The 15,199-nt window shown below is 36.5% G+C and carries 11 protein-coding genes; 8 read left to right on the forward strand and 3 right to left on the reverse strand.

From position 1 onward, the window contains the following. The first annotated feature begins 222 nt into the window (after positions 1-222). From GI584_RS04200 to GI584_RS04210, 3 genes are all read left to right on the forward strand, one after another. Positions 223-741 carry a YehS family protein gene (locus GI584_RS04200; RefSeq protein ID WP_153790353.1) on the forward strand — a complete coding sequence of 173 codons (519 nt, stop codon included), beginning with the start codon at positions 223-225 and terminating at the stop codon, positions 739-741. An 804-nt stretch (positions 742-1,545) separates the two neighbouring features. Continuing rightward, positions 1,546-2,634 carry an N-acetyltransferase DgcN family protein gene (locus tag GI584_RS04205; RefSeq protein ID WP_153790354.1) on the forward strand — a complete coding sequence of 363 codons (1,089 nt, stop codon included), beginning with the start codon at positions 1,546-1,548 and terminating at the stop codon, positions 2,632-2,634. Then, positions 2,631-3,707, forward strand: coding sequence for an alanine/ornithine racemase family PLP-dependent enzyme (locus tag GI584_RS04210; RefSeq protein WP_153790355.1), 1,077 nt, complete (start codon positions 2,631-2,633; stop codon positions 3,705-3,707). The genes GI584_RS04205 and GI584_RS04210 overlap by 4 nt, the downstream gene beginning before the upstream one ends. Before the next feature lie 251 nt (positions 3,708-3,958). On the opposite strand, the gene GI584_RS04215 is transcribed toward GI584_RS04210, so the two are convergent. Further along, on the reverse strand, positions 3,959-4,432 hold the full coding sequence (locus GI584_RS04215; RefSeq protein ID WP_153790356.1) for a GNAT family N-acetyltransferase: 474 nt from the start codon (positions 4,430-4,432) through the stop codon (positions 3,959-3,961). A 687-nt stretch (positions 4,433-5,119) separates the two neighbouring features. On the opposite strand from GI584_RS04215, the gene GI584_RS04220 reads away from it, so the two are divergent. Beyond that, complete coding sequence (locus GI584_RS04220; protein WP_153790357.1) at positions 5,120-6,103, forward strand: tRNA dihydrouridine synthase; 984 nt, start codon at positions 5,120-5,122, stop codon at positions 6,101-6,103. A 208-nt stretch (positions 6,104-6,311) separates the two neighbouring features. Here GI584_RS04220 and cudC read toward each other — a convergent pair whose 3' ends face one another. After that, a complete protein-coding gene (cudC, locus tag GI584_RS04225) occupies positions 6,312-6,863 on the reverse strand; it encodes a choline uptake/conversion transcriptional regulator CudC (RefSeq protein ID WP_153792906.1) in 552 nt (183 codons plus the stop codon). Positions 6,864-7,110: 247 nt separating this feature from the next. On the opposite strand from cudC, the gene betB reads away from it, so the two are divergent. Beyond that, on the forward strand, positions 7,111-8,577 hold the full coding sequence (betB, locus tag GI584_RS04230) for a betaine-aldehyde dehydrogenase (protein ID WP_153790358.1): 1,467 nt from the start codon (positions 7,111-7,113) through the stop codon (positions 8,575-8,577). Between the two features lie 74 nt (positions 8,578-8,651). Next, entirely contained in the window at positions 8,652-10,331 is a 1,680-nt protein-coding gene (gene betA, locus GI584_RS04235) for a choline dehydrogenase (RefSeq protein WP_153790359.1), read from the forward strand. A gap of 260 nt (positions 10,332-10,591) precedes the next feature. On the opposite strand, the gene GI584_RS04240 is transcribed toward betA, so the two are convergent. Then, entirely contained in the window at positions 10,592-11,500 is a 909-nt protein-coding gene (locus tag GI584_RS04240) for a glycine betaine ABC transporter substrate-binding protein (protein WP_153790360.1), read from the reverse strand. Between the two features lie 509 nt (positions 11,501-12,009). On the opposite strand from GI584_RS04240, the gene GI584_RS04245 reads away from it, so the two are divergent. Together GI584_RS04245 and GI584_RS04250 are read left to right on the forward strand one after the other, a co-directional pair. Next, positions 12,010-14,748, forward strand: coding sequence for a GTPase domain-containing protein (locus GI584_RS04245; protein ID WP_153790361.1), 2,739 nt, complete (start codon positions 12,010-12,012; stop codon positions 14,746-14,748). Positions 14,749-14,784: 36 nt separating this feature from the next. Then, a complete protein-coding gene (locus tag GI584_RS04250) occupies positions 14,785-14,922 on the forward strand; it encodes a hypothetical protein (protein ID WP_153790362.1) in 138 nt (45 codons plus the stop codon). Positions 14,923-15,199 lie beyond the last annotated feature (277 nt).

Raw genomic sequence — 15,199 nt, forward strand, 5'->3', positions numbered from 1 at the left:
CAGACTTTTGATTCATCCATTAACTAAAAAAATTCGACAGAGTGATGTTACTATCGGATAAATGTTTTAGGTAAACACCACTACACCATTCAATCTGCGATCACCACTCAAGCCATATTGAGAATGTTTGTTAGATGGAGCGGAAATCAGGTACACTGTTAATGAAAGATATTGGACAAGGGAACAATCGGCCGTTCTGTCCCCTTTATAGGAGGTTTATTGATGACTAATAAAGATATATTAATTAGACTAAGATACGCATTAGATATTAAAGATAAAGATATGATAGAGATTTTTAAACTTGGTGGCATTGAAGTGACAAAAGAAGAAGTGCAGAAAATGCTCACAAAACCAAAAGACGTTTACGATGATGATGTGGAAGGTGATTCTGATCCAGCAGATGATGAAGAGAGTATAAATGTCAATAATTTGAATTTAGAGTTATTTTTAAACGGCTTAATCATTTTTAAAAGAGGAAAACAAGAGCCAAAACCGGGTCAACCAGAAAGACCACCACTGTCCAATGAACCTGCTAATAACATTCTTCTAAAGAAATTAAAAATAGCACTAACATTAACAAGTGAGGATATTATTGAAATATTAGAAGAGGTAGGCGTCACTATTACCAAAAGTGAATTAGGAGCCTTATTGAGGAAAAAGGGGCATAAGCATTTCAAAGAATGCGGAGATAGATATGCACGGAATTTTTTGAAGGGATTAACTGTTAGGTATAGGGGATGAGGGAAGGTACAGGGAAATAGGATCCACAAGTAGTGGAAAAAACCGTTCTCCTGACTTGGTGTGTAATTAAAAAGTAAATTTCCCAAATTAAAAATAAATATTTTCGATTTCAGGGTCTAATGCAATAATCTCTCGGGTTTTTTAAATAAGAACCCGGGATTTTTATATGCAAATTCATATTCTTTCAATATTTTTTATAAATTAATTTTAAATATATCCCTTGTCAATACAGTTTTTTTCAATATACCACTCAGGCTTTTCAACAATAAATAATCCATATATTACCAATTATAATCCATCTTTTTTCAATTCTCTTTCTTTCATCTACTACGTTTTCCTCATGCAACATCCTCGGAGATTTTTATTTTTATTCCCGAAAAAGTTCAAAAATAGGCGGGGAACAGGTATTTTTTAACAGATTAGCTTCTTAACTACAAACGATTCAGGTTTTGATGAGTTTGATGTAGTAGAAGTTCCTCTCTAGTACGAAAAAGTTTGAATAAAAAGCAACGACTCTATTCTCCAGTCAAATACTATATCAACATAATATATAACGAGGCTGAATCTTCCTTTTTCTTTTACACTTGGTTTTAAACACCAGTATTTGAAAAATAAAGCAAATACTTATCGTTAACTGTGCTATACTTATATGACGCATGAATATTCTAATATTCTGATAAAAATTACATTTTTTAACTTATAGGCTTTTTCTATATGGGATAGGTGTTTATTTCCTTGAACAAAGATGTAAAATCTCTTTTGCCGGAGATCTGAGTGAAAATAGATTTTAGGAGGAAAAGCCTTATGAAAGAAACAGCAATAGTATATTGTGATAATTATTTTGGAACAATGGATGGAAAGACAGCTAATGGACTGGTTAGAAACTCAAGAAAATTTGATATCGTCGGAGTAATCGACAGTACAAAAGTTGGAATAGATGCGGGTGAATGCCTTGTAGGAGAGAAAAATGGAATTCCTATATTCAAGAGCCTTATTCATGCACTTGAAAACTTACAGAGTGTCCCTGATCAATTCATTTACGGAATAGCTCCATCTGAGGCATTTTTGAAAATAGATGAGAGAAATCTCCTTTTTAGAGCAATGGAACTAGGAATGAATATAGTTAATCCTCTTCATGAATTTTTTACAGATGATGAGGAATTTATAAAGCTGGCTAAACAGTTTGATGTTACGATCCTTGACGTGAGAAAGCCTGTGCAAAAAAAAGATATGCATCTTTTTTCTGGACGGGTATTACACATCGAGACACCAGTAGTAGCCGTACTGGGTACGGATAGCGCAATAGGTAAGCGAACAACTTCGGTGCTACTCGAAGATGCCTTGCTTGAAAGGGGCCTAAATGTTGCTTTTATTGCTACTGGACAAACAGGGCTAATACAAGGCGCGAAATACGGTGTTGCTATTGATGCCATTCCTTCTCAGTTTATGACAGGTGAAATTGAAAACCAAATCATGAAAGCTTATGAAAACGATAATCCTGATATTATTATCGTAGAAGGCCAAGGGGCATTAAGTCATCCTGCATATATAAGTTCGTGTGGAATTATAAGAGGAGCGAGACCTGGGGCGGTTATCATTCAACACGCACCTAAACGATCACACTTAGGTGATTTCAGTTATATAGAAATGCCAACGGTAAAAAGTGAGATCGATCTCATTGAAAACTTTTCAAAAGCAGAAGTGATCGCGGTGACTATCAACCATGAAAACATGTCTAATGAAGAACTTATGGCAACCATTTCAGAATATGAGGAGGATCTTAAACTTCCAACGACTGATGCTCTTAAATTAGGTTGTGACAAACTGATCAAAAGTATTTTTGATGCTTACCCAGAATTGATTGGCAAACAGAAAAAAGTATTGTTTAATTGAACCAGTCTATTTTACCGCGTGTAGAAATTAACCTTGCCAAAATTGCACATAATACAGCGAAGCTAGTTGAAATATACGCCTCTGAAAATATCGAACTAATGGGCGTTACAAAAACGGTATGTGGTTCTCCAGAAATAGCAAAAACAATATTGGGGCAAGGTATTCACATGCTCGCAGATTCCAAATTGGTAAATTTAAAAAGAATGCGTGATGCAGGAATTAAGGCAAATTTTGTATTATTAAGAATACCTGCTTTAAGTGAAATTGACTCGGTTATAAAAAATGCAGATATTAGCATTAACACCGAACTATCTGTTATTAAAAAATTATCTGAAGCAGCTTTACGAAATAACACCGTGCATAAAATTATTCTAATGATCGAAATGGGAGATTTAAGAGAAGGGATAATGCCCGAAAATCTTGAGAATTTTATTCAAGAGATCTTAGTGCTTAAAGGGATTGAAATTGTTGGCATTGCTGTAAACTTTGCGTGCTTTGGAGGAGTAAAACCAAACGAACAAAAGATGAACGATTTATCTAAACTGGCTAGCGATGTTGAAGAGAAATTTTCTCTTCCACTTTCATATATATCAGGTGGAAACTCGGCCAATTATAATTGGTTTATGACAGCTGGTAGTGTTGGAAAGGTTAATAACTTAAGGTTGGGTGAATCTATTTATTTAGGACGTGAAACTTTAAACCGAAGAGCAATTCCAGATTTATATACTGACGCGTTTACTTTCGTTACAGAAATTATTGAATCGAAAACAAAACCATCTATACCTTACGGAGAAATAGGTCAGAATGCTTTTGGGGACTTTCAGCAATTTGAAGATCGTGGACAAATGAGTAGAGTTATTCTTGGAGTAGGAAGCCAAGATGTACTGGTGGCTGGACTAATACCCACGTTGGATATTGAAATACTTGGTTCCAGTAGCGATCATACAGTCATCGATGCAAAAAAAATTAACTTATTGGTAGGAGATGAAGTAACTTTCAATCTTAACTATGGTGCACTTCTTTCTATAATGACATCCCCATATGTTTATAAAAAATACAGCAAAACCATTTAGGCAATTAGGACAGGATCTTCAACAAACTGGCGGTATTGTATAAACCGTAGGTACTATCTTTTTATCTGCGATCACCATCCAATCGATGTGGAGTGTTGTGCGCAGATTGTCTTGAAAGAATAACTCCATTTATCGGTTGTAATGTAGTTAAGATATGATGAATGGTTTTAAGCTCATTAGAAAAATTAGTTTGGTGGACTGATGTATTCAGTTCACTCTTTTCAATTTCGAAGCATACCCTAATTATCTAGTTAATTTTCATTAATCATTGTAATGAACTCTGCAAAATCAGTTGTGAACTTGTCTTTCTTTACAAACCCTAGTTTTTGATATAAATGAATAGCTCTTTTATTGAAGGTTGCAACTGATAACCTTATAGGGATTCCCCTGTAATTTTCTCTTATGTAGTTAATTATAAATGTACAAAAATTATACCCGTAACCTTTCCCTGTATAATCAGGGGACATACCAAGACCTATATCTACACACTTATCATTATAGACCCCATGTTTGTACCCAACTGGTATTCGAGCTGTTTTACCTGTACATAAAAAACCAAACAAATCACCATTATCTTCAGTTATAGCTTTATAAGAACCATCGAGTCGTTCTTTTATCTCTTCGTCAGTAACTTCATTATTATAAAAATCATACGGTTTTTCATATATCCAGCTTAGTATCTTTCTAGCTTGATTCTCGTCCATATTTTTAATGGTTAAATTCATAATATCCCTCATTTCATTAGTCGTTTAGTACCCAGGCTTTCCACAATCTATTTGTTGAACAACAGCATTTGTATTATTTTACCATATAATCGGTAATATCCCTTCCATTTTTTACAAAATTTAGGCATAAATCGATTTTAAAATTCTGACTATACAAATACATCTTCATTTAACAGGCATAAATTATAGAAGACAAGGTTATTTTGATTACAAAAAGAAATTAATATTGAGAAAATAATACAAAAGGAAAAAACTTATGACTTAAAACATGGCACCAATGCCCCCTCAGAAAAAACTGCAACTTTTTAATTGTTCTGCCACCTACAGTCCAAACATGCGGAGTATTGTGCGCAGATTGTCTTGAAGGTGCCTAACTAAAATAAACCCTTGATAGTCCCCACTGATTTGGTTAAAATAATCATTGGCGAATTCGGGATCATTTCATGCCCAAATCTTTGCCCTATCAGTCTTTGATAAATTTGCGTTTTTTCTCAGTTAAGCAATTCATTCTTATTAAATCGAAAAAAGGTGAAAAAACGGCCATTTTTATCATGATTGTCTAAACTGGGCTTCGGTAGCAAAACTTTAAGTGTTTAATTTGGTATAAATTTAAAAGAAGCAAGAGCATTTTGCTTTTTTATTTTGGAATACGGATTTGGGATATCCGATAATGAAAGGAATTTGATTATGATAGATAATTTTTGGCGTGAATTACCACGACCGTTTTTTATATTGGCACCAATGGAAGATGTAACGGATGTTGTTTTTCGTCATGTAGTGAGTGAAGCAGCAAGACCTGATGTGTTTTTTACCGAGTTTGCAAATACGGAGAGTTATTGTCACCCAGAGGGGAACCAAAGTGTGCGTGGACGTTTAACTTTTACAGAGGATGAACAACCAATGGTAGCCCATATATGGGGGGACAAGCCTGAATACTTTAGGCAAATGAGTATTGGTATGGCGAAAGAAGGGTTTAAGGGTGTCGATATCAATATGGGTTGTCCAGCTCCTAATGTCACAAAGAGTGGAAAGGGATGCGGCCTGATCCGTCGTCCAGAAGTTGCAGCAGATCTAATACAAGCAGCAAAAGCAGGAGGATTGCCTGTAAGTGTGAAGACAAGGCTTGGTTATACTTATGTAGAGGAATGGCGTGACTGGTTAACACACATATTGAAACAAGACATTGTAAATCTTTCTATTCATCTACGTACCAAAAAGGAAATGAGTAAAGTAGATGCTCATTGGGAATTAATTCCGGAGATAAAGAAACTTCGTGACCAGGTGGCACCAGATACACTTTTGACGATCAATGGGGATATCCCTGACCGTCAAACCGGCTTGAAGCTCGCTCACCAATACGGTGTTGATGGGGTGATGATTGGGCGTGGTATTTTTCATAATCCATTTGCCTTTGAAAAGCAGCCAAAAGATCCTAGTAGTAAAGAATTGCTCGATCTTTTGAGATTACATCTGGATCTTTTTGATAAATATTCAAAATTAGAACCACGTCTGTTCAAACCTCTTCGTCGCTTTTTTAAGATATATGTTCGCGGATTTAGAGGGGCGAGTGAATTAAGAAATCAATTGATGAACACAGAGTCAACAGATGAAGTGCGTAAATTGCTCGATACGTTTGATAGAGAGAATCTGGATGGGGCGGGGAAACAGTAGAGGTGTCCCAATCCAAAGTGAAAGCGAAGTGGGACGTTGAACAGATGGTGACCCCAAAAAAAAGGATTTATATGAAGCAGTTAATTGGCTTGTGTGAATGCGGTAGTTATCTTAATAATTCCAATTGTTTTTAGAAGTATGATAATAAAAACAGTCTCTCCACGTAGTCGAGAGACTGTTTTTTTAATTATTTCATTAACATATTTGGTTACGATTTATGGTGATTGTGATCATCTGATTTCGTATCTTCAATTGGTAAGAATTCAAAAATCTCACCAGATTCAACGGAATGGACAAGTCTCTCCAACCAGTGGCAATAGCTCCTATATTCCTTGAGTTGCTGTAAATCTTGTTCAGCACGTTGTTTTATTTCCTCATCGATTTCCTCTTCATCTAGTACTTGTTGCAGTTTCTCTATAGCATCATTGATGGACGAAAGATTTAATTTAGCTTCCCTTTCCCATTTATCCCCAAAGAAATGGGAGAAGTATTGGAAAAAATTTTTCTCGGCCATAAATAAATCCTTACGAGAACCTTTTTTCCAGACTTTCTTTACAATATTGATATCTTGTAACTTTCGGACTGCGGTGCTCATGCTCGGTTTACTCATTCCAAGATCGTTTTTCATATCATCAAGAGTCAAAGGATCATGCTTGAAATACATAGTTGCGTATAATCTTCCGATGGATGGCGTGACACCGTATAGATCCATTGTTTCGGCAATAGAGTTAATGACTAAGCGTTCAGCATCTTCAAGCATTTTTTCTGCTTTTTGCTGTTTTTCATCTTCCAATGATATCCCTCATTTCACATTATTATTAAAATTTAAATGGTTAAATATGAATTTAACTACTTTAATTTCAACTATAACGTATCTTGTGTGAATGTCAAAAATTATTGAATCGAAAAATAGACGCTGGTTTACAAAGAAAAACTGCTGTGATATATTTAATATGTTAAAAACGTTAAAAAATAATTTAACAAAATTAATGCGAGGGGGAAAATTCATGAAAAAAATGTTCATCAACGGGGAATGGACTGAGTCTTGCTCAGGAGAGAGCAGAAGTATCATCAACCCGTTCAATCAGGAAATTATTGCAACAGTCGCTGAGGGGAACGCAGAAGATGCGAAACTAGCAATCTCTGCAGCACGAGAAGCCTTTGATCATGGGGATTGGAGACATACCCCTACTAATGATCGAGGTAAAAAAGTACTCCAAATCGCTGAATTAATTGAAAGAGATAAAGAAGAACTAGCGGAGCTAGAATCTCTTGATACTGGCAAAACGATTGAAGAAAGCCGTGCAGATATGGCTGATATCGCCGAGGTTTTTCGTTATTTTGCTGGTTTAGCTGATAAAGACGGTGGAGAAATAATTGATTCACCGATTCCGAATAGCCAAAGTAAAGTTGTTCGTGAACCGGTCGGAGTTTGCGGTCAAATCACACCATGGAATTACCCACTTTTACAAGCAGCTTGGAAAATTGCTCCTGCGCTTGCTGCGGGAAATACGATTGTGATGAAACCAAGTGAGATCACGCCGTTAACGACGATTAAAGTGACAGAATTAATGGAAGAAGTCGGTTTTCCAAATGGTGTAGTTAACCTTGTTCTCGGTAAAGGTGCAGCAGTTGGTAACGAGCTAGCAGAAAGCCATGACGTTGACCTTATATCTTTTACAGGTGGTATTGAGACAGGTAAGAAGATTATGCAGACGGCAAGCGGCAATGTGAAGAAGATTGCACTCGAACTTGGAGGGAAAAATCCAAACATTGTATTTGCGGATGCTGATTTTGATACCGCACTTGATCAAGCCTTGAATGCTGTTTTCTTTCATGCTGGTCAGGTTTGTTCTGCTGGGGCTAGATTACTTGTTGAAGATTCCATTCATGACCGTTTTGTCGAGGCACTTGCTGAAAGAGCTAAGCGAATTAAATTAGGCAATGGATTTAATGAAGAAACGCAGTCTGGTCCATTAATTTCAGAAGAGCATCGAGCAAAAGTTGAAAAATACGTAGAAATCGGAAAACAAGAAGGAGCTAAAGTCTTGGTTGGCGGCTCTCGTCCTGAAGATCCCGAACTGCAAAACGGCTTCTTCTACTTGCCTACTATTCTAACCGACTGTCATTCTGATATGCGCATCGTACAGGAGGAGGTATTCGGTCCTGTTTTAACGGTTGAACGCTTTAAAGATGAAGAAGAGGCAGTGCGTCTAGCTAATGATACGATCTATGGCCTTGCTGGTGCAGTATGGACTACTGACGTTGATAAGGCGGAACGTGTTGCATCTGCATTACGAATGGGAACAGTTTGGATCAACGACTTCCACCCATATTTTGCACAGGCACCATGGGGTGGATATAAACAATCTGGAATTGGACGTGAGTTAGGCAAAATTGGATTGGAAGAATATACAGAAACGAAACATGTTTACCGTAATCTCAATCCAGAGCCACTTCACTGGTTTAAATAATAAGTATATGAAAAACAATAACTGAATTTAGTTTTAATATGCTCATATTTATTTTAAATAAGGAGGTTCTTAGAATGAGTGAAAGGTTTGACTATGTAATCATTGGCGGTGGAAGTGCAGGTTCTGTACTCGGTAACCGCCTAAGTGAAGACGGAACAAAGAGTGTTCTTATATTAGAAGCAGGTCGTAGTGACTATCCGTGGGATTTATTGATTCAAATGCCAGCAGCATTGCCGTTCCCATCTGGGAAAACCTTATACGACTGGAAATATGAATCTGACCCTGAACCTTATATGGGTGGTCGACGAATTAAGCATGCTCGTGGTAAGGTGCTTGGTGGTTCAAGTTCGATTAACGGCATGATTTATCAGCGAGGTAATCCAAAGGACTATGAACGCTGGGGAGCCGACCCAGGTATGGAAACGTGGGATTTTGCACACTGTCTTCCTTATTTTAAACGCTTGGAAAATGCTTTAGCAGCAGATCCAGATGATGAGCTTCGTGGTCACGATGGTCCTATCAAATTGGAACGCGGACCAGCAAAAAATCCTCTGTTCCAAGCCTTTTTTGATGCAGCTGTCCAAGCTGGATACAATCGAACACCTGATGTGAATGGTTATCGTCAAGAAGGGTTCGGACCATTTGATAAGCATGTGTACAAAGGTAGGAGGATGTCTGCTTCACGTGCCTATTTACATCCGTATAAGCACCGTAAGAATCTTACGATAAGAACACGTGCTTTCGTTACCAATATCGACATAAATGGTGACCGAGCAGAAGGTGTGACATATCGACGCAACGGGAAGATGCATCAAGTGAAAGCAGGTGAAGTAATCCTTGCCGGTGGTGCGATTAACACGCCACAACTACTTCAACTATCAGGTGTGGGTGATGCAGAACATTTACGTTCAGTTGGTGTTAAACCGAAAATTGATCTTCCTGGTGTTGGTGAAAACCTTCAGGATCACCTTGAAGTTTATATCCAACATGCTTGCCCGCAACCAGTATCTGAACAGCCTAACTTGAAGAAATGGCGGATGCCTTGGATCGGTTTGCAGTGGATATTTGGTCGTAAAGGTCCAGCAGCAACCAACCATTTTGAAGGCGGAGGGTTTGTCCGTTCGAATGATGATGTCGACTATCCAAATCTGATGTTCCATTTCCTTCCGGTAGCGGTAAGGTACGATGGACAAAAAGCAGAAACGGATCACGGATTCCAAGTACACGTTGGACCTATGTATTCTGATGCTCGAGGGTCATTAAAGATCCGTTCAAATGATCCTAAAGAGCATCCAAGTATGGTCTATAACTACCTTTCCACTGAACAGGATCGACGTGAGTGGGTTGAAGCTATACGAGTTTCTCGAGAAATTATATCTCAGCAAGCGATGGCACCTTATAATTCAGGAGAAATCTCCCCTGGTCCATCTGTTCAAACGGATGAAGATATTTTGGATTGGGTGGCGAAAGATGCGGAGACTGCACTTCACCCATCGTGCACGACAAAAATGGGGCCAGCTTCAGATCCTATGGCGGTCGTAGATCCGAATACGATGAAAGTCCATGGGCTCGACAATGTACGAGTTGCTGATGCATCAGCAATGCCTTACGTTACTAATGGTAATATCCATGCACCTGTATTGATGTTGGCGGAAAAAGCAGCGGACTTAATCCTTGAACGTAAGCCACTAGCGCCTATTCATGCCGACTTCTATCGTCATGGCGTGGATCCAGCCGATGCAGGCACTAATTAGTAGTTAAGACAGATAATGTTTCTGTAAGAAGAACTTATGTTTAATGTTCCCCCCTTTTTAGAAATAGATGTAGAGCATTAAATTGCAAAACAAAGCAATTTAATGCTCTTTTTCGAGTATATTCCTCCTGAAAAATGTTTATTTAAGCCTACAATAGGTCTGTGTATATACTAGTCATCACAGCAATATGACCACTAAACTATAAAAAAGAAGCTAGTCTCACCATAAATAAGAGAGACTAGCTTCTATTATCTTTGTCCTTATTCTACCCATTCATCAACCAATTCTTGATTCTCATCAATCCATTCTTTAGCTCCATCAAGTGGTTCTTCAGCATTTTCTACATAGTCAATTAGTTCACCAATTTGTTCGTCATTCATTTTCCAATTGTTAAACCATTCGCTAACATTTGGATAATCTTCGCTGAATCCCTCTCTTATAGCATGGTGAATTTTTTCTACTCCACCGTACTTGTTTTGTGGGTCTTCTAGGAATTTTAAATCATATTTAGAGAATATCCAGTGCGGGGTCCAAAGTGGTGCCACGATGGGTTCTCTATTTTCTACTGATTCTCTAATCTCAACTAACATTGTAGCTTCAGAGCTTGCTAATAAATCAAATTCAAGATTATAATCATCAATTAATTCTTTCGTAACATCCATCGTACCTGCGCCCGCGTCAAAACCAACAATTTGCCCATCAAACAGTTCTTTATGTTCATTTAAGTCTTCTATACTATTTACTTCTTCTAAATATTCTGGAACAACAAGTCCAACTTTAGCAGTATCAAACCAAGTAGCTTCAGAGAAATTAACTGTATCTTGATATTCCTCCAGATAATTAGCATCTTGAACCGGTAACCAAATTTCTAAATGAGCGTCTAGATCACCACTTTCTAATGCTTGCATCATCACACCCATGTCTAATACGTTTAACTTGACGTTATAACCTTTTTCTTCTAAAATTGCTTTCCACATATTGGTTACGGCGATATTTTCAGCCCAATTAATTTGACCAATCGTTATTTCCTCACCATTTACTTCTGTTGTTGATTCTTCTTCTCCTGTTTGTTCACTGTTCGATGCATCGTTAGTGTTTCCGCAAGCTGTCAGTACTGCAACCACTAATAATAATAAAATAATACTAAGCTCTTTTTTCCATTTGTTCATTGTTGAAAACTCCCTTATTATATAATAATTAAAAATATTCCAAATATAAAATTTGTTTAGAAATATTTTAATACAAAAACTAAACAAAACTCAACTTCTATTCAGAAGAGAGAAGTCATGTAATGGTATTCTTAAACTTTCATTTAAGAATACAGCTTTTCGATTTTAAATCTCCATTTTAAAGTAAATGAATCATAAAGCCCCCCATAATAAATTTTGTTAAATTTTTTTAAAACGTTCTTTACATACTTTATACTAACGTGTTTAAGCTAAATGTTCAAGAGGTAAACGTGATTTCAGTCACTTCCATACCAAAAACTAAGTCATCATTGCAATTGTAGTACTCTTTTTCATTCATCATATCCACATGAGGAGTGATACAAAATTGTATTCTAAATGATAAAAAATTGAAACATTGTGAAGGGTTATGTTTGTTAGAATATAGGATGGAGTTTTATATTTAGCATAATTACGTTTTTAAATAAGGCAATATGGGGGAACAGGATGACATGGAGAAACAACTAATTAGTAAATCCTATTATCATACATTCATAGATGGTATTAAAGATGTGGATCCAATCAAGATTTTAGGCGAATTGTATATAGATGAGCAGCAAAACGAAATGCCTGATCTATCGTATATCCGCTTTGCTCAGGGAGAGGTATATTTTTTATATAAAGACTATGAGTCGGCCATTTTTAAATGGGAAAACGTTTCTAATGAATTAAAGCCTTGGGCACAGAAAAATATAGCAGATGCTCATGCTAAAATGAATTTGCTTGCCATTGCTGAGGACTACTATAATTCGGTAGAAACAGATTCTGAGGTTTTAAAAACAGAAGTACTTTTGCAGCTATTTTCACTCTACATACAGCTTGGCAAGCATGCAAAAGCAGTTGATTCTATTAAGTATGCAGTCGACATAAATCCAGACTATCCGGATGTAACCGATGTGGCGCGAGTTTACTTTGAGGACGAACAAGATTGGGACAATGCTGTAGAGCTTGCAGTCAATGAAGCAATGCGAACAAATTCGTTACCATGGTTTGTAGTTTTAGAAGAGTATGTAGAACATGGGCATACTGTAAAGATAAATCCTAACTATTTTAGTGAAGTATTAATGACTCTATATAACATTGATCAGAATCGCTTTGAAAGTCTATCAACAGCACTTTGGAATAGTTATAAACAAACTGATTTGTATTTCCCTTGGCTGGAAGAAATAAATAATCTCCTATTAAGCATTGAACCAGAACGTTCTTATGTTTGGAGAAAGCTTTCCAATCTGTTTAGGGTAACATACTTTGAATTAATGAATGGAAAGTTTTTAATAAAAGAATTTTCTTATTTAATACCAGGTCATTTAAACAATTGGATGAAAGTATCTACAGGTTCAGATGCTTTAATAGCTGCATCTGCTGTATTAGCGTGGAGCGAAATTTATCCATCTAATATGGAAGCTTCTATTATTAGTGAAGCGGAAAGTCTGTTAAGCCAGTCTGTTCGTTATCAGAATGGTATAGAAGATGGATTCAAGCTTTTCAAGTCCATCATGAAATGGGCAGAGAGGGAAGGCTTGTTATTGGATAAACGATTCGAATGGATCGTTCACGAGCTACAAGATTTAAACCAATATCATCTAATGATTACGGGAACAGAGACGAGTGGAAAATCGTCATTTGTGAACACGTTGCTCGGTGAAGAGCTTTCAGAAGATCCTGCTAATGCTACTATCCTTTATAAAGATGCAGATAATGCGAAAATTCATGCCATTACGAATGAAGAAGAAAGAAGCATAGCTGAACGTAACGATTTTAAAGAATCAACAAAAAAACAGCAGACATTTATTTCCTGTAGGATGCCGGTATCGTTTTTAAATGAAAATAATCTTACTTTAATTGATACCCCAGGGCTTACAGATCAAGATAGATTAAAGAATGATGGAAATCATTATTTATCTTTAGCAGATAGTTTGTTGTTTGTTTTGAATGCGGACTCAAATCTGACAGGTAATGAACTTGATATGGCTGTAAGAATTAAGGAGCAGGCACCAGATCTACCTATTCATTTTTTATTATGCAAAATGGATCGAAATACTAACAGTCAGGAAGCGATGGAACGGACGGAGAGAATCATATCCAGAATCGAAGCCTATTTCCCAAATGCAAAAGCATTCACTTTTTCTGCAAATGAAGACAGTAAAAATCAAATAAACGAGTTTTCGGCTTTTACTAGGTCGATGATGGCTGGGCATAGCCTAGAAGATGAGCGTGCGTCTAAGATTCTCTATTATATTAAGAAATCGATTAAGTATTTGCTGTTAAAACGTGAAGAAGTGGAAAATTCATTAATCGATAACATTAAATGGAATGAAGAGATAGTCACAAAACTGAAGGGCGCACAAAATCAGTTAAGTGATATAGAAGAGAATACGGGTCAAGTCATTAAAAAGTCCTACAGCAAAATTATAGAGGAATGGAAACAGGATTTGACGAAAAAGATTCCGGAATTGATTCGAAAAAGTTCTGAAGTGATTAATGAAGACAGTGATTTTGGAAAAATTCATAATGAGCTCAACAATGAAATAAATAAGCGAATCAATAATTATATTGAAGAAGCGGTTTTACCAGATTTACATGTAGAACTTCAAGAATGGATTGAGAATAGTGAACGAGAGCTGCATGACAGCCAAGCGTACTTAGGTGAAATGAGTGAGAGTTTTAATGATCTATACGGTGAAGAAAAGGTATATTTCGAGTGCGACAGCAGGGTGCTGGATGACTGGCATCGGGATATAGACCGGATGACAAGAGGAAATATACAATTGACAAAGGCAACTTTTATGAGCGACTTTACCATTTCACAATTTTTCTGGAAAAGTGCGGGAAAGCTTGTTGGTGCATTATCCAAAAATAAAGAAACTTTCCATGATAAATATAAACAATACATTGAAGGGAAAGACTATAGTAAAACAGTTGAAACTATTATTGATGAATTTATGCAACAATTCGAGTTATTTGAGAAATCGCTGGAACGGGATATTAAGATCTTCTTCACAGATCCGTATGACGTGTTAGATGAACTCTTAGCAGAAACATATGATGAGATTGAAGAAAATAAAGATGTCCTAAGCGATATGCAGAAAAAACCAGAGTTATACCGTAATCCAATTACTTTGTTTGAAATAAAGCTTCGTCAATATGAATGGATGTTTGCTGAAAGTGAACGAATCTATGAAAATAGTTAATCTATATTGTCAAAGCAAACTTAGTAGATTGGCAAGGTGGAAGGAACTTGGTCAAATGGAATACAAGGAAGATCCATTGGTGCTGATGGACTTGAATTCCGCTCTGATGAGAAAGTGAAAAATGGCTACGTTGGTTTGAATGTGTGGGATAAAACGGCATTATTTATAAAATAACTAAGAAAATGATAATAGCATCTTTAATAAACCTTGGTAAACCTCCACTTTTGCCAAGGTTTTTTTCTTTCAATAATCATGACTAGGATTATTTCTTGTGAACAGAATTTAATGGATCTAATTGTCTTCTGATAGATCTTCTTCAGAAATAAACTTGAAATTATGATGGATCATTCGATTCTGTAGTCATACAATATACATCTAAGTCCTTTTTGCTTTGGATAGGAAACTCGCTTTAGTTCGTTTTGGCTGGAGATATAATTGTCTAACAAAAAAT

Origin of the sequence: Gracilibacillus salitolerans (assembly GCF_009650095.1) — a bacterium.
In the GTDB taxonomy this organism is placed as follows: domain Bacteria; phylum Bacillota; class Bacilli; order Bacillales; family Amphibacillaceae; genus Gracilibacillus; species Gracilibacillus salitolerans.

Coding starts and splice junctions, on each gene's coding strand:
- betB (WP_153790358.1), top strand. CDS start 7,111: ATGAAAAAAATGTTCATCAACGGGGAATGGACTGAGTCTTGCTCAGGA.
- GI584_RS04245 (WP_153790361.1), top strand. CDS start 12,010: ATGGAGAAACAACTAATTAGTAAATCCTATTATCATACATTCATAGAT.
- GI584_RS04200 (WP_153790353.1), top strand. CDS start 223: ATGACTAATAAAGATATATTAATTAGACTAAGATACGCATTAGATATT.
- cudC (WP_153792906.1), bottom strand. CDS start 6,863: ATGCTTGAAGATGCTGAACGCTTAGTCATTAACTCTATTGCCGAAACA.
- GI584_RS04220 (WP_153790357.1), top strand. CDS start 5,120: ATGATAGATAATTTTTGGCGTGAATTACCACGACCGTTTTTTATATTG.
- GI584_RS04215 (WP_153790356.1), bottom strand. CDS start 4,432: ATGAATTTAACCATTAAAAATATGGACGAGAATCAAGCTAGAAAGATA.
- betA (WP_153790359.1), top strand. CDS start 8,652: ATGAGTGAAAGGTTTGACTATGTAATCATTGGCGGTGGAAGTGCAGGT.
- GI584_RS04240 (WP_153790360.1), bottom strand. CDS start 11,500: ATGAACAAATGGAAAAAAGAGCTTAGTATTATTTTATTATTATTAGTG.
- GI584_RS04205 (WP_153790354.1), top strand. CDS start 1,546: ATGAAAGAAACAGCAATAGTATATTGTGATAATTATTTTGGAACAATG.